We start from the raw sequence: 20726 nt of genomic DNA, 5'->3' as shown, positions 1-20726 counted from the left end.
CCCGTATCAGTCGATCGTGGCCGTGATCGTCTCGCGCTGCAGGTTCTCGTCGGCGTTGATATCGGCGTTCGAATACAGCAGCTTGCGGTAGTTCTTGGCCGAATAGCGTTCGTCCTGATCACGATAATGCGCCGAGCTCGGATCGTCGGACTGGCTGTAACTGACCAGCCCATAGCCCTGCGGGCCGGCATCGGAGAAGTTCAGCCCGAAGTGCCAGCTCGTACCGTAGCCGATCAGCCAGCCCTCGCCGTCGGCAGTGGACAGCCCGCCGGTGCCGGCAATCGTGCCCTGTGGCGCATAGCGGGGATAGCGAGTGCCGTCCTCGACGGCTGAGGTGTCCACGGACACGATATTGAAGCCCCCTTCGAAGTTCTGGTTGCCGTGCCAGGGAATGACATCGCCCGTCGGCTGAGCCGCAGCGCCGGTCGGGCTCGGCGGGCGTGCATCGTAGGGCTGCTGATACTGGATATCAGCCAGCGGGGCGTCGTAGTCGATGCCGGCCTGGTCGAGCCGGTTCAGGCCGGTAGCCAGGGCAACGAGCATTGGATCGTCCGACAGATCGTCATCGGCCGGATACGGCGTGCCGGGGGTGGTCTCCGGCTGGCTCGGATCGAACGCGACGCTGAACTGGGCCGGGTAGCCCGGGCTGAAGGCGCCGATGAACACGCGGAACACCTGGGCGCCGGTGCTGTTCAGATCGTAGACCCCGTTCCAGCCGGCCAGGGCGGCACAGCCGTCGGCTACCGACCGGCTGTTGTCGTCATCGTAGGCGATGGCTGTATCGCCGGCCGCATTGCAGCGCTCACGCAGTTCGTCGAGCAGCGTTTCTGCGTAGTACGCGCGGTTGGAATACAGCGCGTCGATGATCTCCTGGCCGGTGAACTTGCCGTCGCTGCCGGCGGGTGCGACCTGCGACAGACCGGCATCGGTCGGGTTCTCCAGCATGCGCAGTCCCATGCGCGTGCGCGGCGACAGAATATTCTCGGTCGGCCCGTACAGCGGCGAAAAGCCGGTGAGGAACTGTTTCGGGTTGGTCGCCCAGTAGCTGTCGTTGGAGTTCTGAACATAGTCGCTGCGCTGCAGACGCGGCATGCCGGCATAGCCGACGCGTCCGTTGCAGTCGTTGTCGACCCAGTCGTTGAGCGAACGACTGCCGTCCAGCAGGGTGAGGTTGCTGGCGGCCAGCGCGGCGACTACCGGGTTGGACGACACGCGCGCATTGAACGCCGTCAGTGCGCCCTGCGACAGCTGCGGCACGGATGTGCCGTCGATATAGAACGCTCGGCCGGCGTCGTCGGCATACATGGTGTTGACCCACAGGACACTGCCGCAGGCCTTGAACGGCTGCTGGAACTCGGCCAGATTGTCCGCCCTTCCCATGGCCAGCCATTGGTCCACGACCTGGCGCGCGGTTTCGATATTGGCGTCGCGATAGGTCACCGCGGTGGATCGGCCGGCAAAGGTGTCGCCCCAGGCCGGCAGCGCGCCGTTGATGGTATTGGCGGCCAGCATCGGGCCGTATTCCGAGTAGTAGAAGTCACGCTGGAACGTCAGCGGCTGCGCGGCGCCGACATTGACCTCCACCGAGATACGCTTGCTGGTGATCGGCTTTTCCTGGCCATCCTTGATATAAGTCAGCGGATCGCCCGATTTGAGGGTCAGGTCGTAGAGCGTGAAGTGCTGGGCGGTGGATACCGTATGCGTCCAGGCGACGTGCTCGTTAAAACCGATCAGCGGGATCGCCACGCCGATCAGGCCGGCGCCGTTGACGTTGTAGACGCCCGGCACGGTGATCTGGCTCTGGTAGAGTCGGCGGTTGCCGGTATAGGGAAAATGCGGATTGGCCAGCAGTGCCCCACGGCCGTTTTCGGTCATGTCGCCGCCGATGCCCCAGCCGTTACTGGCCATGCCGCGTTCGTGGTAGTCGCTCTTCAGGCCCAGCGTGGCCGGGGTGGCACGGCGCAGTGCCGCGGCCAGCTCGGGGGTGTCTGTCGACAGCGCGGCCGACGTGGCTGGTGCGGCGGGAGCAGGCGCCGGGCTCACGCCGGGCGGCACGGCGGCGAACAGCGGCCCCTGAACGAAGTTGTCGCCGCTGGCATAGAGCGCCACCAGCTGATAATAGGCGTACAGATCCTCTGCGGTGATATCCCGCACCCAGGGCGCCTGGTTGCACTTGGCCGGCAGGGCGGTCGGGTCGGTCTCGTCGACATACTTGTTATAGCCGGCGGCAAAACCACGCAGCATAGCCTGGGAAGCCGGCGTGAGTTCGTCGAACTCCTCGTTGGCCCGATCCAGCAGCCCCAGCGCCTTGTAGCTGAAGTCGGTCACGACGTTGACACCGATCGGCAGCGCATCGGCGACGTTCGGGCCGGGACCGTAGAACTTGGCGCGTTCACCGCGCGCCCGGATGATCGAGTCGGCGATGATGCACACGTTGTCGCGTGCCTGAACATAGCCCGAGCCGAAGCCGGCCGACTCGAGGTTGTCGGCGGTGATATGCGGCACGCCACCGGTCGTGGTGCGAATGGTTGCCTGCAGGTTTCCGTTCGGCGCGTTGATCTGTTCGTCGGTCAACGCGCCGCTGTCGTTGCCGGCCTGGCCGACATCGTCCACTCCATCGTCGCCGCCGCCGGATGAGCAGCCGCCGATAGCCCCCGCCACGAGCAACGCCGCGCCGGCCGTGCGCAGCGTGCGCATCCATTTGTTCTCGAACATGAATATCCCCCCGGATGAATCCAGTGCACCCGACGGGTGCATGAAGCACGATTTTAGCGCCAACCGGACCTCCGCGCTCTATGTCTCAAGCTAAGACTTTAGCCGTGTACATCGGGCGGCAGTGATGAACCGCAGGCCGACGTCGTGGTCTGACCAGACAGGCCGGACAGTCTGTGTTGCGGCTGCATCCGAGGCCGTTACCCACGGGTATATCATGAGGTCATGAACACTAAATTCTTGTATCCGCTGATTGGCTGCGTGCTGCTTGCAGGCTGTGCGAGCGGACCGGCCTATCGGCCGGCAGCACAGCCCGACGACTACGGTTATCGCGATACCCTGCTGACCAGCGACCGCTACCGGGTGAGCTTTGCCGGCGACTACGGCACGGCCCGCGAAACGGTGGAGAATTTCGCGCTGTTTCGTGCCGCCGACGTCGCCCTGGCCCACGGCGCATCCCGTTTCCGGATCAATTCGCGCGAGACCTCGCCGGTCACCAGCAATAGCGGCGGCGGGCCGTCGACCAGCATCGGCTACGGGTGGGGCTATCCGTTCTGGGGTACGGGCATCGGTTACTCGACCGGTGGCTACAGTCGTACGCGCTACGAAACTGTGCTGGAGATTCAGATCGGCCCGTCGGTGCCGGAATCCGGGCCCGAGGTCTACGATGCTGTGGAGCTCAAGCGCAACCTGTCGGCCGAGGTGGCTGCAGGCACCGGTTGAATCCGACCGCTCGGCCGGTCGTCGGATGTAGTCAGCGCAGCTTGAAGCTGACCGGAACGGTCAGAGCCAGCCGTTGCATGGGCACGCTGTCCGGCAGGGCGGGCAACGGGTCGGCGTCCTTGATCATCTTCTCGACGGCCTCGTCGAGCAACGCGTGGCCCGAGCTCTGGCGAATCTCCCAGTTCAGTACATGGCCGTTGCGGTCCATGACGAAATACAGCACGGCCGTGCCTTCCTGGCGCAGCCGCCGCGCGCGACGCGGATAGTCCTTATGGCGAGCCAGCCAGGAACGCAGCTCGCTGCGATAATCGGGCGGCGTGTCGGCCACGCTGCCGGTCGATCCAGCCTGTGTCCGATCCGAGGTCTGGGCGGCCTGGGCCGGCGCGTTGGTCGCATCCTGGCCGCCGGCCGGCTGTGCGTCCGGATTGCGACGCACGGCCGCCGTGGTGTCGGACGACGACTGAGTCCGCGGTGCCGGCTTGGGCTTGGGCTGCGGCTCGGGTTTGGGTTCCGGCTTGGGCGTGGGTTTTGGCTGTGGCTTGGGCTCAGGCTTGGGCTGCGGTTTGGGCGCGGGTTCGGGAACCGGCGTCGGCTCGGGCTCCGGTTCGGGCGCAGGCTCGGGGGCCGGCGGCTCGGGAACCGGTTCAGGTTCCGGCTGCGGCTCGGGCTCGGGTTCGGGCGTCGGTTCCGGCTCGGCCTCGGGCGCTGGCTCGGCGGGCTGCTCCGCTTCGGCCGGCTCCCCGCTCGCAGCCACCTGCTCGGGCTGTGGTTCGCCCTGGGTCGGGGCGAGCGCGATCCGCACGCCTGCGCCGCCGCTGTCTGCGTCGGCGAGCGTGTCCTCGACCTGGAAACGCAGCAGCAGCGCCGCATGTGCGGTAACGGCCAGCAGCAGAACCACCAGCCAATGTCGAAAGCCGATCCGTTTCATGGGTCGCGGTGCTGGGTCAGAAGGTTGACTTCGGCGATACCCGCGCCGCGCAGTGTGTCAAACAGGCCGGTGAGGGCGTCGGCCTTGAGTTTGCCGTCGGCCCGAATCTGGAGTGGCTTGTCGTGTGGCCAGTCGGCCAGGCGCGCGCTCAGCTGTGCCGACTCGATTGGCTCACCGCCGAATGCCAGACGGCCGTCGGCGGCGATCGAGAGCACCTCGCGGTCGAGCTGCGTGCTGGCTTCGGTGGACTCGGTGCTCGGCGGATCGAGCGCGAACGGCGGGTGCTGCGCCAGAACGCCGGCCAGCATGAAGAAGATCAACAGTAGAAAGACGATATTGATCAGCGGCAGGATGTTGTCTTCACTCGAGCGGGGGCGCTTGGGCGGCGCGATGATCATGAACCGCTCCCCGTGGCCAGAGACATCGGTGCGACGCCGGCACCGGATAGCGCATCCAGCGCCGAGACTGTGTCCTCCAGGTTGGCATCGGCCTCGGGCTGCACGATCACCGCAGAGATTTCGTCACGCTGACGAGCGTCTTTGAGCTCGGCGGCCAGCGCGGGCGCGGCCATGACGCGTTGCTGGTAATGCAGCCGGCCGTCGGCGTCGACGCGGACGACCGCCGGTGGTGTCTGGCCCGGCGTGGCCGCGCTCGTGCCGGTGACCAGGCCGATGGGTCGCCAATCGGTGAAGCTCGTGGCCAGCATGAAGAACACCAGCAGGATGAAGACCACGTCGATCAGGGGCGTCAGGCTGATCGTATGCCGCCGGCGTGGAATATGCTCGATGTGCATGGATCAGTAGGCATGCGAGGTACGCGGGGCGCGACGATCGGTCACCGCGCCGGCCGGTTGCTCTGCCTGGCGATCGAAGACCGCTTCATGCCGGGTGAAAAAGCGTGTCAGGCTGTCCTGCATGTCTTCGTGAAGGCGCTCGACGACCCGTTCGCACCAGTTCAGCGCCACCACGGCCGGAATCGCCACCACCAGACCCACCGCGGTGGTCAGCAGGGCCTCCCAGATGCCGTTGGACAGCACCGACGGATCGACCTGGCTGCCGGCACTGGCCAACTGCTGGAACGCGGTGATCATGCCCATCACCGTACCGAGCAGCCCCAGCAGCGGTGCGAGCGAGCCGATGACTTCCAGGGGGCGGAAATAGCTGCGCAATTCGCTTAAATGACGTGCGCCAACGCGGGCCGCCTCCTCGCGTACGACCCGTGTCTCGGCGCCCGAGCGGATACCGCGCATGGCCACGGCCAGCGCGTCGGCAATGGGGTTGCGCTTTGCTTCCAGCCGCGCGATCGCCCCGTCGCGGTCGCCCGATTGCCACTGTTCGATGGCCGGTTCGACGAAACCCCGCTGACCGACCCGGACGCTGAAAAACTGCCAAAGCTTGAGCAGCAAGATCGCCAGGCCGACGATCGACATCAGTACCAGCACCGCAACGACCGGCCCGCCCAGGCGCAGCAACTCGAACAGGCCGTTCAGATCGAAAACCGTGGAAGTATCGGGCGTCATGCGGAATCCCATGCAGACAGAAAGCGTGATCGCCGCGAAGGCGAGCCCGTGATTATGGCGCATACCACAGGTAAATGCGAACCATTACTATTTGTGCGACGGATTGTCGCACCGCGGTCTGCTTGTACGCGATCGAAGGTTTCGCGGGTTGCCATGCGCCTTTCGTCGTATGCAGTCCGTGGCCGCAAATGCGTATCCTGCGGGTAGTTGCGACTACAGCATGGAGCTTTGTTAATGGCCGACAGCAAGATCGAATCCGTCCTCAAGGAGGACCGCCAGTTCGAGCCGCCGCAGGCGTTCGTCGACAATGCGACGCTCAAGCCTGCCGACGTCAAGGCCCTGCGCGAAGCCGCCGCCGCCGACCACGAAGGCTTCTGGGCCGACCAGGCGCGCCAGCGCATCGACTGGCACAAGCCGTTCGAGCAGGTGCTCGACGATTCCGATGCGCCGTTCTTCAAATGGTTCGCGGACGGCCAGCTCAACGTCTCCTACAACTGTCTTGATCGCCATCTGGAGACCAAGGGCGACAAGACCGCCATCATCTTCGAAGGCGACGACGGCGAAGTCGAACACATTTCGTATACCGAGCTGCATGCGCGTGTCTGCCGGTTCGCCAACGCGCTCAAGGCCAACGGCCTGGGCAAGGGCGATCGCGCGGTGATCTATCTGCCGAACATTCCGCAGGCTGCGGTGGCGATGCTGGCCTGTGCGCGTATCGGCGCGATCCATTCGGTGGTGTTTGGCGGCTTCTCGGCGGTGTCGCTGCGCGACCGTATCGACGATGCCGAGGCCAAGATGCTCATCACCGCCGACGGCAACTATCGCGGCGGCAAGCTGATCCCGCTCAAGGAGACCGCTGACAAGGCGCTGTCGGAAGGCTGCCAGTCGATCGAGAAAGTCATCGTCTACAAGCGTGCCGACGCCGATGTGACCATGGCCGAGGGCCGCGATCTGTGGTGGCACGAAGCCGTCGACGGCCAGTCCGATACCTGCGAGCCGGAATGGGTGGACGCCGAGCACCCGCTGTTCATCCTCTATACCTCCGGTTCCACCGGCAAGCCGAAGGGTATCCAGCATTCCTCGGCCGGCTACCTGCTGGGCGCGATCTGTACCTGCCGCTGGGTGTTCGACTACGGCGACGACGATGTCTTCTGGTGTACTGCCGATGTGGGTTGGATCACCGGCCATACCTATATCACCTACGGCCCGACCGCCTGCGGCGGAACCCAGGTGATGTTCGAGGGTGTGCCGACCTATCCGGAACCCGACCGGTTCTGGAAGATGGTCGATACCCATCAGGTCACCATCTTCTATACCGCGCCGACCGCCATCCGCGCGCTCATGAAACAGGGCGACGAGTATCCGCAGCGCCATGCGCTGGATTCGCTGCGCGTGCTGGGTACCGTCGGCGAACCCATCAATCCGGAAGCCTGGATGTGGTATCGCCAGATGATCGGCAAGGAACGCTGCCCGATCGTCGATACCTGGTGGCAGACCGAGACGGGCGCCCACATGATCACGCCGATCGCCTCCAGTACCTCGACGAAACCGGGCTCGGTCACCCATGCCTTGCCGGGGATCGAGGCGGAGATCCTCGACGAGTCGGGTGCGCCGGTGACCGACGCCAACGCGGGCGGCATCCTGGTCATCACCAAGCCCTGGCCCTACATGCTGCGCACGATCTGGGGCGACCCGGCGCGTTATAAGGAAACCTATTTCGGCATGTTCGATGCGCACACCTATGTGGCGGGCGACTCGGCACAGCGCGACGAGCAGGGCAATTTCCGTATTCTCGGCCGTATCGACGATGTGGTGAACATTTCCGGGCACCGCATGGGCACGATGGAGGTCGAGTCGGCGCTGGTTGCGCACAAGGCGGTCGCCGAGGCGGCGGTCGTCAGCCGTCCGCATGACGTCAAGGGCGAGTGCATCATCGCGTTCGTGATTCTCAAGAACGACGACCCCAGCGACGAACTCGCATCCGAGCTGCGCGACTGGGTTTCCGAGCAGCTGGGAGCGATTGCCAAGCCCGAGGAGATCCGCTTCGCCGACGGATTGCCCAAGACCCGCTCGGGCAAGATCATGCGTCGGCTGCTGCGGACCGTGGCCCGCGATGAGGAGATCACCTCCGACGTCTCCACGCTCGAGAATCCGCAGATTATCGATCAGCTGCAAGCCAAGGGTAGCTAGCCGCGGGCAAAACCGCCGGTCGAATGCCCTGAATCCGGGCACGACCGGCGCCGATCAGGGGGTGGCCGGGCCGGCCGTGCGCATCGCGCCAGTCGGTTCCGGCCTTTTTTTATGGGCGTGTCCTGAATGCGACGCCCGGGACCCGCGCCAACGCGGATAATTCCAGCTGCTCCCGGGCGCGGCGTTTGTTGCCCTGCACAAACCGGCGTCAATTTCGTACACTTGAAACCAGGTTTCGCCAGGCGAGCCGTATTTTCTTGTTGTTCCAGAACCGATAAATCGTGGGGAGTTCGCGTGAGTCATTCAGTCGTCATTGCAGCGGCGGGTCGTACCGCCATCGGTCGCTTCGGCGGCACCCTGGCCGGAATCGATGCGCCGGCCCTGGGCGCGCACGTGGTGCGCGAGCTGCTGGCACGCCACGATATTCCGGGTGAGGCCGTCGATGAAGTCATCCTGGGCCAGGTGCTCACCGCCGGCTCGGGCCAGAATCCCGCGCGCCAGGCATCGATCAAGGCCGGTCTGCCCGACGGCGTGCCGGCGCTGACGATCAACAAGGTCTGCGGCAGTGGCCTCAAGGCGGTGATGATGGCCGCCCAGGCCGTCGCTCTCGGCGATGCCCAGCTCATCGTGGCCGGCGGGCAGGAGAGTATGAGTCGCGCGCCGCACGTGTTGCCGCACTCGCGTGACGGCCAGCGCATGGGCGACTGGTCGCTGGTGGATACCATGGTGCGCGACGGCCTGTGGGATGCGTTCAACGACTACCATATGGGCCAGACGGCCGAGAACATTGCCGCCAAGTACCGGATCTCGCGCGACGAACAGGATGCGTTCGCAGCACGCTCCCAGCAGCACGCCGAAGAAGCGCTCAAGCATGGTCGATTCGAAGACGAGATCCTGCCGATCGAGGTGCCACAGAGAAAAGGCGACGCGATCGCGTTCGCCCGCGACGAGGGCCCGCGCGCGGGCGTGACCGCCGAATCGCTGGCCGGGCTCAAGCCCGTCTTCACTCGCGATGGCAGTGTGACGGCGGGCAACGCCTCGGGTATCAATGACGGCGCGGCGGCGGTGATCGTGACCACCGAAGCGCGATGCCGGGAGCTCGGTCTGACCCCGCTGGTCACGATCGCCGGACATGCCAGCGCCGGCGTGGACCCGGCGTTCATGGGAATTGGCCCGGTCCCGGCGACCCGACGCTGTCTGGATCGCGTGGGCTGGCAGGTCAGTGATCTCGATCTGGTGGAGGCCAACGAGGCCTTCGCTGCCCAGTCGATCGCGGTGGCCCGACAGATGGAATGGGATATGGATCGCGTCAACGTCAACGGCGGTGCGATTGCGCTGGGGCACCCGATCGGTGCATCGGGCTGTCGTATTCTGGTCACGCTCGTCCACGAAATGATCAAGCGCGATGCCAAACGTGGCCTGGCGACGCTGTGTATTGGTGGCGGCCAGGGCGTGTCGCTGGCGGTCGAACGCTGAGCGGGCATGCACCGCCGGAGTGCAGCGGCGCTCGACAAACCGGATGGCGGATGCGTTTGGTCGGCATACGACCATGCGCGACCCGCCGTTTGCGGCCGATCGTGGGCCCCTGACCTGGCATCGGTCTTGCATTATCGATAGCGCATTACGATCCAGCGCCGTGTTGTTCTCCTCCAATACGCCCGCTCCCATCCCAACTCGATCGTGGTGCAATCGCGGCTTCCGGCCGGCGTGTTGTTGCGCCGGCCGGTTTTCTTCCGGCGGGATCAGCGGGCCCGCCGTGATGCGGGCAAACGCTAGTTCTGCCCGCCCAGTACGGGGGCGCGTTCACCGGGCGCATCGATCAGGCGCCGGCTGAGCAGGCTGCCGTCGGCGACGTACAGTTGGATCAGTGCCTGACGATAGGCGATGAAGGCATTGATCCGATCCAGCCGGGCACCCAGCAGATCGCGTTGGGCCTGGGCGACCAAAAGTGCGGTCGACCGGCCAACATCGAAACGGGCTTTTTCAGCCGCGAGTGTCTGTTCGCGAAACCGTACGGTCGCCGCCGAGGCCTCGATCTGGGCGGCGGCACGCCGTGCTTCGATCAGCGCATAGCGTACTTCCGCCTCGATCACTCGACCCAGATTGTCCAAGCTGGCACGGGCCTGTTCAGTGCTGGCCCGGGCGCGCCGGGCCAGGGCGTCGCCCGCCCGGTTGCCCAGCGGATATTCGAACTCGAGTGCGCCGGCTAGATCGTAGGTATCGCCGTTGTCGAGATTGCCGTAAGCATCGCTGTAGTTGCGGGCGAACCCGGTCTGGCCGAAGGTCACGAACAGATCCAGACGTGGCAGCAGCCCATTGCGGGTGGCCACGACCTCCAGTTCGTTGCGGGTGACCTCCAGCCGAGCTTGGTTGAGTTCGGGCCGCCGATCGCGTGCGAGCGCGACATAATCGGCCGGCGCATCCAGGGGCGCGGCTTCGGTGACCACCGGCGTGATCGGCACGATCGCCCGGCCGTAGAAGTCGCGGTCGGGGCGGCTGATCAGTTGTAACAGACGGGTCCGCAGGCGGGCCGCTTCGGCGCGACCATCGATGAGATCCTGGCGCCGGCGTGCTGCCTCGGCGGCGAATGCGGCCTGCTCGACTTCGGCGACCGTGCCGGCCTGGATCCGCAGTGCGGCCTCGCGCGACTGCTGCTCGGCCACCTCCAGCGCGTTCTCCAGAATGTCGATCCGCTCGCCTGCGCCGAGATAATTCCAGTAGGTCGATTCGACGTCGGCCACGAGCGACGTCACGAAACCGCGCAGCTGGTAGGCCGATGCCAGCGCATCGGCACGCGCCTGGCGCAGGGCAACGAGGTTACTGCGGATGCCGAAGCCGGCGAGCAGCGCCTGAGTGATCGTGATGCCGGCGCGCGTGCCAGCCTGACGCGGCGAGCGGTTCGAGGTCGCGAGATCCTGTTCCAGGCTCAATTCCAGTTCGGTACCGGTCGGCAGTCGCTGGCGAATCCCGGCTGTGGCGGTGTCCTGTTCGCTGCGAACGCTGAAATTGGACTGGATATCCTCGGACACCCGTTGGGTGACTTCGCGCGAGCGCTCCACGCGGGCGAATACGCTCGGGTCGAATACGGCGCGCTCGACGGCCGCGAAGGTCCCGGCAATGATCGGCGACTGGCGCTCGGCGCGCAGCGATGGGTTGTTCGTCAGCGCGTCGGCGACGGCCTGTTCCACACTTAGTTGCTTGCCTGTGTCGTTGTCGTCCCGGCCATAACCGGCCGGTAGCGGCAGACGGGCGAAACGCTGGCGATCACCCGGGGCGGGGGCATCGGGCTGGACGGCTGCTGCCGGGCTAGCCGGTGGCTCGGGCCAGACCAGGGCATCCGGGTCGAGATAGGCCAGCGCCGGCGTGGCGAGCGTGATCAGCGCGCCGGCCAGTGCACAGCGGAAACCAGCGATCGCCCGGCTCATGAGGCGGTTCCGCGCCGCGCCGGCCAGGCGCCGTGCACGCCGGCATAGACGACCGGGATCACCACCAGCGTGATCAGCGTGGAGGTCGTCATGCCGCCGATGACCGCCCGCGCCAGCGGCGCCTGTGACTCGGATCCCTCGCCCAGGCCGATAGCCAGAGGCACCAGCGCGAAGACGGTGGTCGCCGCGGTCATCAGGATCGGACGCAGCCGGCGCCGGCCCGCTTCGCGGACCGCGGCCAGCGGCGTATGGCCTTCCTGCTGCAGGTCGTTGGCCTGATCGACGATCAGGATCGCGTTATTCACCACGATGCCGATGAGCATCAAACAGCCCAGCAGCGACTGCGAGTTGATGCTTGTTCCGGTGGCCAGCAACGTGGCGACCACGCCGATGAGCGCCAGCGGCACGGTCACCATCACGATGAGCGGATCCACCAGCGACTCGTACAGACAGGCCATCACCATATAGACCAGCAGCAGTGCCAGGGCCACGTTCACGCCCAGTTCGCGAAACGCTTCGACCTGCTCTTCGTATTCACCGACCAGCTGGATATCGTAGTTGGCCGGCAGGGCGACCTCGTCGAGTGCGGTGTTCACGTCGGCAACCACCGAGCCCAGGTCGCGGCCGGCGATGTTGGCATAGACGGTGATCAGTCGCTGCTGGTTCTTGCGGTCGATCACGATCGGCCCGGTCGTGGATACGATCCGGGCGACATCGCCGAGTCGTACACGGGAGCCGTCCAGTGCAGCGACGGGCAGGTCAAGGATCTGTTCAGGGCTGACCTGCATCGGGTTGGCCAGTTGTACGCGGACCCGCACCTCGTCGCCGTCGTCCAGGAAATAGCCGGCGTTGGTCCCGGCGATCGCGGTCTCCACCGTCTGACCGATGGATTCGACGGTCACCCCGCGGTCGGCCGCGGCAGCCCGGTCGATGACGATATCCCGTTGGGGCGCGCCGCCCGAGCGCGAGGCGCGCAGATCGGTGATGCCATCGACGTTGCCAATGGCTTGTTGTACGCGCTGCGACAGTGTTTCGAGCACGCGGAAGTCATAGCCGCGTATCTCCATCTGCAGGCTTTCGTCCTCGCCGCCGCCGCTGAGCATGCGAAAGAAGAACGGCTGACGCGTACGCACGCGGATATCGGTATCCGGCAGCGTGCCGATGGCCGCGCGCAGATCGGCGGCCACCTCGCTACTGGACCGTTCGCGCAGGGCGCTGCCCGGCAGCTCGATCCGGATATCGGCCTCGGCGCCGGCTTCGGCTCGACGGCCGCCGCTGCCTACGGTGGTGACGATGCTGGCCCCGGCCGGCAGATGCTGGCGCACGATCGCCTCGGCGCGACGAGTCTGTTCGTCCATCAGCGCCAACCGGGTACCCGGCGGCATCTCCAGGCTGACGCGCACCTCGCCCTCGTCGGTGGCCGGCATGAACTCGGTGCCCAGCTGGGTGAGCCCGGCCATGGCCACCCCGCTTGCGATCGCGACCGCGCCGACCACCCAACGCGGCCGGCTCAGACCCGCATCCAGTGCGCGCGCGTAGCCATCGTGCAGGCGTTGATAGCCGGCGCTGGCCGCGACCACCAGACGCCGTGCACGGGCCGAACGCGGGGGCATCGGGCGGCCGATCAGATGGGCCGTGAGCATCGGCATCACCGACAATGCGACCGCGAGCGAGCACGCCAGCGCGAACGCCACGACCACGGCCAGCTCGCGAAACAGCTGGCCGGACAGTTCACGCGCGAACAGCATGGGTATGAAGATCGCCAGCGTGGTCAGCGTGCTGGCGATGATCGCGCCGGTGATCTCTTCGGTACCTCGGATGGCCGAGGCCTGGAGATCCTCGTCGAGTTCGGTCCGGCGCCGCTGGATGTTCTCCAGCACCACGATCGCCGAGTCGACCATCATGCCCACGCCCAGTGCAAGCCCGCCGAGCGTCATCAGGTTGATGGTGAACCCGGCGCCGTACATGAGCCCGAAGGTGGCGATCAGCGATACCGGTATGGCCAGTGATACCGCCAGCGCGGAGCGTAGATGACCGAGAAAGGCCAGCAGCACCAGCAGCGCGAGCACGCTGCCGTAGATCAGCGCGCGCGAGACGTTGGCGATCGAGCGGTTGATGTAGTCGGCGGTGTTGAAGAACGGTGAGATACGGACCTGCGGGAACTCACGGTTGAGTCGTGCGATTTCGCGTACCAGCCGGTCGGCCACTTCGACCGTGTTGGCCCCGGATTGCTTGCGCACGCCCATGCGCACGCCGCGCTCACCGTTGATACGTACCAGCCGCTCTTCGCGCTGCTGAGTGTCGGCCACGGTGGCGATATCAGCCAGGGTGATCGGTGTCCCATCGCGCACGAGCACCACCGAGCGGCGCAGGTCGTCGAGATCGGTGAACCGCCCGGGCGTACGCAATACCAGTTCCTGATTGCCGATCTCGATCGAGCCGGCCGGCAGGTTGCGGTTGGCCGAGGCCAGCGTGTCGCGGATGTCGGTCAGCGACAGATCGAGTGCGCGGACCCGGTCGATATCGAGATTGACCTGGATTTCGCGCTCCGGTTCGCCCCAGATCTCGACCGCGGCCACCCCGGGCAGCTGCTGGAGCCGGTACGACAATTGATTGTCGATCAGACGGCGCAGTTCGATGGGGTCGATGCCGCTGGCCAGGCCCAGCCCCATGACCGGCAGATCGGCGCTGTCGAACTTGCGCAGTCGGGGCCGGCCGGCATCGTCCGGCAACTCGTCGAGCTCCGAGAACAGCCGGTCGCGCACGTCGTTGGCCGCCTCGTCGATATCCACACCCCAGCCGAAGCGCAGGGTGACTTCGGCCCGGCCTTCCACTGACGCCGACTCCATCTCCTCGAGCCCCGGGGTGGCCGCCACGGCCTGCTCGACCCGTCGTGTGACCAGCTCTTCCATGGTCTCGGGCGATGCGTTTTCGTACTCGATCGAGATCGACAGCGTCGGGGTTTCGATATTGGGCAGCAGATCCACCGGCAGACGCGACAGGGCGACGCCGCCGAGCAGCAGTGCAATGGCGGTGATCATGCAGGTGGTGACCGGCCGGGCGACCGAAAACGCCGGCAACGACCTCATGAGGCGCGATCGGTCTCGCGGGCCGGGTTCGACCGGGCAGCGGGGCGGCTGTTGTCGTCAGCCTGCGCCGAAATGGCGATGCCATCCTCGAGCTGGGCCTGGCCGAGCGTGACGACGTCTCCGTCGAGATCGGCCGGCGCGGCGATGGCAGCGCGCTGGCCCGCCTCGAAGGCGACGGTCACAGCCACGAAGCGCGCCCGCAAAGGGCCGTCGGCCCCTGCATCGACCCGGAATACGCCGCGGCGTCCGTCCCGGGTGACCAGCGCGCTGCGCGGCACCACCGGCGCGTCGACCAAGCGCTGAGCTACCAGCCCCACCTGCACGAACATGCCCGGCGCGAGGTGGGCGTCGGCGTTGTCCACGCGCAGTTCGACCCGTGCCCGGCGTGTCTGTGGGTCGAACACCGGCGCGATACGTGTGATACGCGCGGTAAAGTCTGCCTCGGCGGCGCCGGCGACGCGCAGGCGGGCCTCCTGGCCTACCCGCAGGCTCGTGAACAGGTCTTCAGGCACCTGGATGATCGCGGTCAACGGGTCGATGGCGACCACCCGCATAAGGGCAGTGTTCGCGGCCACCGTATCGCCCGGCTCGACCATGCGCTGGCCGACCACGCGCGGACTCGTCTCGCCCGGCCAAACGGCGCGGATATCGGTATAGCCCAGGCGCACGCGCGCGGTCTCCACCTGGGCGCGGGCCTGGCTGATGCCGGCGCTGGCCACGGCGACGGCGGCACGGGCGTTGGTCGCTTCGGCCTGGGCGGCGTCGAGCTCCGCGGTGGCCGCGATGCCCTTGTCGTTGAGCGAGCGCACTCGCCCGAGCGTACGGTTGGCGGTGGCGGCATCGCCACGTGCCTGTGCCAGCTGGGCCTGGGCGACTTCGAGCTGGGCCTGTGCCTCGGCCAGTGCCTGACGGTATTCCTCGTCGTCCAGAGCGACCAGCGTGTCGCCACGTTCGACCGGATCGCCGATATCGACATTCACGGCCTGAACCTGGCCGGCGATCTTGGGGGCCACGGTCAGCACGGCGCTGGCTTCGAGCGTGCCGGCGAATTCGCGTACGTCCTCGACGGCCGTGCGCAGCACGGCTGTGGTCTGGACTGCGATGGTGGCCTCGGCATCGTCGGGCGGGACGGCCGGACCGCCGGTCAGGCGCCACAGGGCGAGCACGATCAGGCCGCCGACGATCAGGCCGATCAGTCCATAGCGGCGGCTCATGTGGATCGCCGGGTCGAGGCAGTGCAGGCAGGCATGGCAACAGTCTAGAGCAAAGCGAAAACCCTGGCGCGTGCATCCAAAAGCGTTGCGCGGCGCGATATCTATCCGGTAAAACAGATAGCGCGTACAGGGGGAGACAAATACAACGGCTGCGTCACGGCGCGGTCATCCGTGCCCGGCAGACTGATACGCCGGGTGCGACAACGAGGATGCGATTCGTGGCCATCATTCCACGCATACTCAAACTCGACGCCGGCGGACTGCCCGTGGAATGGGTGGATTGGCGCGAGGCGGTGAGTCTGTATTTCACCGACAAGATCGCCTGGGAGGCCGGCAGCGAGAAGATTCGGCTGCGTGGCGGCCGCTCGCGCGATACCGGGGCCCGCAGCGAGCTGTCGATCGACTCCATCATCGCGGTACGTGATCGCTCGCACCGGTTTGCACGAAACCTTGTGCCCGCGTTGACCCGGCGCGAGCTGTTTCATCGCGACGGCGGATTGTGTCTGTACTGTGGCACGCGGCTGTCGTTCGGCCAGATGCAGATCGAACACGTGCTGCCGCGCTCCAAGGGCGGCGCCCATGCCTGGACCAACGTCGTGTCCACCTGCGAGGCCTGTAACCGCTACAAGGACGACCGCACCCCGGAACAAGCCGGCATGAGTCTGCTGGCCCTGCCCTACGAGCCCAACTTGGCGGAATGGCTGATTCTGGCCAACCGCCGCATCCTGGCCGATCAACAGGCCTTTCTCGAACGGCTCGCGCCGCGCCGCTCAACCCGGCTTCAAGCCTGATCAGTTCGACGTCGTCGAGAACACCTTGCGTGCGATCGCGCTGCCGGCCGCGGCCGGATTGGCACGGATTCTGGCTTCCTGCTGGCCGATGACCGCAAACAGCCCGTCCAGGGCCTGCTGGGTGACATAGTCGTTGAGATCCAGGTTCAGCCCCGGCACGAACTTCAGCATGGGCTTGGCCTGTGAGGTGAGTGCTTCGTAGCGTGCCACGGCCTGGGACTCGGCGGTGGTACGTTCGATGATCGGCTGGAATCGGCTCGCGAGCTGGTCGCCGGAATGCTCGCGCAGATAATCGGTGGCCGCGGTGTCCGAGCCCTGCAGGATGCGATAGGCGTCGGCCATGCTCATCTGATTGATGGTTTCGCGCACGATCGGGCCGGCCTCGGCTGTGGCCTGTTCGGCGGCACGGTTCATCGACAGTTGCAGTGCGTCCATCTGGTCGCCGTAGCCGGCGGTGCGCAGCATGCTCGATGCCCGGCCCATCCAGCCGGGCAGGGCGATACGCAAGGCCGCATCGCCCCAGAAACCGTCGGTCTGGCCGAGTTGGGTCACCGCAGCTGATGCGCCATCGGCGAGCGCGGCCTTCAGGCCTGCAGCCACCTCGCTCTGCGGCAGGCCGCGTGCGCTGGCATCGGCGCTGGCCTGGCCGTTCATTCCTCCGACCATCTGCTTGACCCGGTCGCCCCAGTTCTGGGCGCTGGCCGCGGTTGTCGCCCAGAGCGCGCTGACGGTGATCAGGCCGATGAATACGCGTCGCATGGGCTCTCTCTTGGTGGCGGGGACACGATCATACCGTCTGTGACCGGCTGCACGGGCCCCCGTTCCCCAAGCGGTGCGCGCATACTCTGTCTCGCCGGCGCTCGGCCGGTGTCCGTCATGCGGGAGCGCAGCTCGTGCACACACAGTCGGTCGCTGGTTCGACCAGCCTTCGAGCGCTGGACGCGCTGAATTTCTTTCTGGCCGACGTGCGCGACGGCGTCGGCCCGTATCTTGCGATCTATCTGTTGGCTTCGCGATCGTGGTCGGCTGGCGATATCGGCATCGCCATGGCGTCGATGAGCGTTGCCACGCTTTTGGCTCAGACCCCGGCCGGTGCCTTGGTCGATGCCGTGGCCGCGCGCCGTCTGCTCATGGGCCTGGCCTCGACCGTCGTCGCCGTGGCCTGCGTGATGATGACCTGGTTCGAGGGGCTGTGGCCGGTGGTGATCGCCCAGGCCATGATCGGCGTGGCCGTGGCCGTTCTGGCGCCGGGTGTGGCCGCGATCACGCTGGGGCTGGTCGGCTATCGTGGCCTGTCACGGCGAACCGGGCGCAATGAAGCCTTCAACCATGCCGGCAATATCGCGGCCGCGGTCTGTGCCGGGTTGATCGGCCACTACGTGGCGCGAGAAGGCATTTTCTATCTCGTGGCCGTGTTCGCACTGTTCAGCGTGGTGTCGATCGCCTGTGTCAAACCCGACGAGATCGATGTGCGGCTGGCGCGTGGCGAACAGGCCGGTCATGACGAGGGCCCGGGGCGGCTGGCCGCGCTGCTGGCCGATCGGCGTGTGCTCGTGCTGGCCGCTGCGGTCACCCTGTTCCATTTCGCCAACGCGGCCATGCTGCCGCTGGTCGGACAGTATCTGTCATTGGGCAGAAACAGCGCCGCGTCGCTGTACATGTCGGCCTGCATCATCGTCGCCCAGCTGGTCATGATTCCGGTGGCGGTTGCCGCCGGCCGGCTGGCCGAACGCTGGGGGCGCCGGCCGGTATTCATGATCGGCTTCGCGGCGCTGCCGCTGCGCGGGGTGGCGTATGCGCTGAGCGATCATCCCGTCTGGCTGGTCGCCGTCCAGATGCTCGATGGCATCGGGGCCGGCGTCTTCGGTGTGCTGATCGTGCTGATGGTCTCGGATCTGACCCGCGGCACCGGCCGGTTCAATGTGACCCAAGGCGCACTGGCCACCGCCACCGGCCTGGGTGCGGCGGCGAGCAATCTGTCCGCGGGGTTCATCGTCGAGCGCTTCGGATACGGTGCGACCTTCTGCATGCTTGCCGGCGTGGCCGCGGTCGCACTGTCGGTGTTCGCGCTCGGGGTACCCGAGACCGCAACGCCGGTTGTCGCCGGGCCCACGCACACGCGATGATTGGATCGGCATGGATATTCCGCGCGAACAAATCACCGCCGGCATCCTGGCCGGTGGCGAGGGCCGGCGACTGGGCGGCCTCGACAAGGGCTGGTACGAGCTGGCCGGCCGTGCCCTGGTCGAGCATGTGCTCGAGCGCGTCGGCCCGCAGTGTGGGGCGGTGGTGATCAGCGCCAACCGGTCGCTGGCGCGTTATCGCGGGCTGAATCTCCCAGTGCAGCGCGACGACGATGACGATTATCGCGGCCCGCTGGCGGGAATTGCCGCCATCCTGCGTGCGGCACGCACCCCCTATGTCCTCACGGTGCCGGTGGATACACCGCTTCTGCCGGTCGATCTCGCCGACCGTCTGGCCAGCGCCATGCGCCCGAGCACCCAGCTTGCACGGGCCCATGCCGACTCACGCGACCAGCCGCTGCACGCGCTCATGCGGCGCGACGTGCTCGCGGAGCTGGAAACCGCGCTGTTCGCCGGTGTACGGGCGGTAACCGAGTGGCAGGCACGGCTGGACTGTCAATCGGTGGCCTGGGAGGAGCCCGAGGCTTTCGCCAATCTCAACCGTCCGGAGGATGCGCAGGCCATGGCGCGCCTGGTGGCCCGGCGCTAGCGTTCGGCTGGGCGCGGCGACGGGCGGCGTTTATGCTCGGCCCGGCAATCGAGCAAGGATCCGACCCCATGACGCAATCTTCTTCCGGCCCCGGTTTTCGTTCCACCCCCGCCGATCGGCCCATGCCGCTGGCCGAGGCACGGGCACGGATCGTCGAATCGATCACGCCGGTCGGCGGGTCCGAACGGATCGATCTGGCCGATGCGCTGTCTCGAGTGCTGGCCGAGGATGTGACCGCGCCGATCGATGTGCCCGGTGCGCCGAACTCGTCCATGGACGGTTACGGTTTCACGTTTGCCGACGCGCCGGCCGACGGGGCCCGGCTGCAGGTGGTCGGCGAAAGTCTGGCCGGTCATCCGTTCGGCGGCCGGCTCGACGCGGGTCAATGCATCCGCATCATGACCGGCGCGATGGTGCCGCCAGGCGTCGATACCGTGGTGATGCAGGAAAACACCCGCGAGGCCGACGGCCAATTGATTATCGATACGGCCCCGCGGCGCGGCGCCAATATCCGTCCCGCGGGCGAGGACCTGAGGCGCGGGCAGATCGTGATGCGCGCCGGTCAGTATCTGCGCCCGGCGGATATCGCCGTGCTGGCCTCGGTCGGTGCCGCCCGTGTCGAGGTGCGCCCGCGCCCGCGGGTGGCGTTCTTCTCCACCGGCGACGAGCTGCGTCCGATCGACGGGCCGATCCGCCCCGGCGAAATCTATGACAGCAATCGCTACGGGCTGGCGGCGATGCTCGCCGAGCTGGGTATGACCGGCATCAACCTGGGCGTCGTGGGCGATTCGCCCCAGGCCCTGCGCGCGGCCTTCGCCGAAGCCGCACAGGCCGATGCGGTGGTGACCAGCGGCGGCGTATCGGTCGGTGCAGCCGATTTCGTACTCGACGTGCTGGGCGAGCAGGGCCAGGTCGATTTCTGGCGTGTGGCGATCAAGCCCGGCAAGCCACTGGCCTTCGGGACCGTTGGCAACGCTCGGTTTTTCGGCCTGCCCGGTAACCCCGTCTCGACCGCGGTGACGTTCGTCCAGCTGGTCCGGCCGGCCTTGGTGCGTATGGCCGGCGGCGTGCCGGCCGTGCCCACGCGTTTCATGCTGCCCACGCAGACTGACCTGGACAAGCGTCCGGGCCGGGAGAATTTCCTGCGGGCACGTCTGCGCATGGACGCGGATACGCCCTCGGTCGAGGCGATCGATCATCAGGGCTCGGGGGTGATGCGCTCGATGAGTTCGGCGGACTGCTTCATCGTGTTGCCTGCCGATCAGGGCAAGGTCGCGGCCGGTACGCCGGTATGGGTCGAGCCGTTCGCACAGCCCGTATGGGGTTTGCCGGCGGGTTGACTCGGTCGGCCGCGCACCGAGCGGGCAATCGATCGTGCGCAATTGATTGCGCCGCTAGACTT

16 protein-coding genes are annotated in these 20726 nt (G+C 66.6%); 7 read left to right on the top strand and 9 right to left on the bottom strand.

The genetic code is table 11. The annotated features are described in order from the left end of the window. Positions 1-6: 6 nt before the first annotated feature. A complete protein-coding gene (locus T31B1_RS01025; RefSeq protein ID WP_353247599.1) occupies positions 7-2715 on the bottom strand; it encodes a penicillin acylase family protein in 2709 nt (902 codons plus the stop codon). A gap of 222 nt (positions 2716-2937) precedes the next feature. Here T31B1_RS01025 and T31B1_RS01020 point away from each other — a divergent pair, with 222 nt between their 5' ends. Next, positions 2938-3435 carry a CC0125/CC1285 family lipoprotein gene (locus T31B1_RS01020; protein ID WP_353247598.1) on the top strand — a complete coding sequence of 166 codons (498 nt, stop codon included), beginning with the start codon at positions 2938-2940 and terminating at the stop codon, positions 3433-3435. A gap of 31 nt (positions 3436-3466) precedes the next feature. Here T31B1_RS01020 and T31B1_RS01015 read toward each other — a convergent pair whose 3' ends face one another. Genes T31B1_RS01015 through T31B1_RS01000 form a run of 4 tightly spaced genes read right to left on the bottom strand, consistent with a single transcriptional unit; the run spans position 3467 to position 5882 of the window. After that, entirely contained in the window at positions 3467-4363 is an 897-nt protein-coding gene (locus T31B1_RS01015) for an energy transducer TonB (protein ID WP_353247597.1), read from the bottom strand. Next, positions 4360-4761 (bottom strand): ExbD/TolR family protein, encoded by a 402-nt coding sequence (locus T31B1_RS01010; protein ID WP_353247596.1) that lies wholly within the window; start codon positions 4759-4761, stop codon positions 4360-4362. Before T31B1_RS01010 ends, T31B1_RS01015 begins: the two co-directional genes overlap by 4 nt. Continuing rightward, positions 4758-5156 (bottom strand): ExbD/TolR family protein, encoded by a 399-nt coding sequence (locus T31B1_RS01005; RefSeq protein ID WP_353247595.1) that lies wholly within the window; start codon positions 5154-5156, stop codon positions 4758-4760. Before T31B1_RS01005 ends, T31B1_RS01010 begins: the two co-directional genes overlap by 4 nt. 3 nt (positions 5157-5159) lie before the next feature. Then, the gene (locus T31B1_RS01000) at positions 5160-5882 is read right to left on the bottom strand and encodes a MotA/TolQ/ExbB proton channel family protein (protein ID WP_353247594.1); all 723 of its coding nucleotides are present in this window, start codon (positions 5880-5882) and stop codon (positions 5160-5162) included. Positions 5883-6116: 234 nt separating this feature from the next. On the opposite strand from T31B1_RS01000, the gene acs reads away from it, so the two are divergent. Both acs and T31B1_RS00990 read left to right on the top strand, forming a co-directional pair. Continuing rightward, positions 6117-8072, top strand: coding sequence for an acetate--CoA ligase (gene acs / locus T31B1_RS00995; protein WP_353247593.1), 1956 nt, complete (start codon positions 6117-6119; stop codon positions 8070-8072). 294 nt (positions 8073-8366) lie between these two features. Continuing rightward, positions 8367-9548 (top strand): acetyl-CoA C-acetyltransferase, encoded by a 1182-nt coding sequence (locus T31B1_RS00990; RefSeq protein ID WP_353247592.1) that lies wholly within the window; start codon positions 8367-8369, stop codon positions 9546-9548. A 296-nt stretch (positions 9549-9844) separates the two neighbouring features. On the opposite strand, the gene T31B1_RS00985 is transcribed toward T31B1_RS00990, so the two are convergent. From T31B1_RS00985 to T31B1_RS00975, 3 genes are read right to left on the bottom strand one after another with little or no spacing between them, the layout of a single operon-like run. After that, entirely contained in the window at positions 9845-11497 is a 1653-nt protein-coding gene (locus T31B1_RS00985) for a TolC family protein (protein ID WP_353247591.1), read from the bottom strand. Next, entirely contained in the window at positions 11494-14586 is a 3093-nt protein-coding gene (locus T31B1_RS00980) for an efflux RND transporter permease subunit (RefSeq protein ID WP_353247590.1), read from the bottom strand. The genes T31B1_RS00985 and T31B1_RS00980 overlap by 4 nt, the downstream gene beginning before the upstream one ends. Next, a complete protein-coding gene (locus T31B1_RS00975; RefSeq protein ID WP_353247589.1) occupies positions 14583-15800 on the bottom strand; it encodes an efflux RND transporter periplasmic adaptor subunit in 1218 nt (405 codons plus the stop codon). Before T31B1_RS00975 ends, T31B1_RS00980 begins: the two co-directional genes overlap by 4 nt. A 218-nt stretch (positions 15801-16018) precedes the next feature. On the opposite strand from T31B1_RS00975, the gene T31B1_RS00970 reads away from it, so the two are divergent. After that, a complete protein-coding gene (locus T31B1_RS00970) occupies positions 16019-16591 on the top strand; it encodes an HNH endonuclease (protein ID WP_353247588.1) in 573 nt (190 codons plus the stop codon). On the opposite strand, the gene T31B1_RS00965 is transcribed toward T31B1_RS00970, so the two are convergent. Beyond that, positions 16592-17350, bottom strand: a complete 759-nt coding sequence (locus T31B1_RS00965) for a DUF4197 domain-containing protein (protein ID WP_353247587.1) — start codon at positions 17348-17350, stop codon at positions 16592-16594. 134 nt (positions 17351-17484) lie between these two features. Here T31B1_RS00965 and T31B1_RS00960 point away from each other — a divergent pair, with 134 nt between their 5' ends. The 3 genes from T31B1_RS00960 (at position 17485) to moeA (ending at position 20664) form a co-directional block, all read left to right on the top strand. Further along, a complete protein-coding gene (locus T31B1_RS00960) occupies positions 17485-18717 on the top strand; it encodes an MFS transporter (RefSeq protein ID WP_353247586.1) in 1233 nt (410 codons plus the stop codon). Between the two features lie 10 nt (positions 18718-18727). Beyond that, complete coding sequence (mobA, locus tag T31B1_RS00955; RefSeq protein WP_353247585.1) at positions 18728-19324, top strand: molybdenum cofactor guanylyltransferase MobA; 597 nt, start codon at positions 18728-18730, stop codon at positions 19322-19324. A gap of 68 nt (positions 19325-19392) precedes the next feature. Beyond that, positions 19393-20664 carry a molybdopterin molybdotransferase MoeA gene (moeA, locus tag T31B1_RS00950; protein WP_353247584.1) on the top strand — a complete coding sequence of 424 codons (1272 nt, stop codon included), beginning with the start codon at positions 19393-19395 and terminating at the stop codon, positions 20662-20664. The last annotated feature ends 62 nt before the right edge of the window (positions 20665-20726 follow it).

It is taken from the genome of Salinisphaera sp. T31B1, assembly GCF_040361275.1.
Lineage (GTDB): Bacteria > Pseudomonadota > Gammaproteobacteria > Nevskiales > Salinisphaeraceae > Salinisphaera.
The sequence above is the reverse complement of the archived record's forward strand: the minus strand, read 5'-3'. Positions and strand labels throughout refer to the sequence as shown.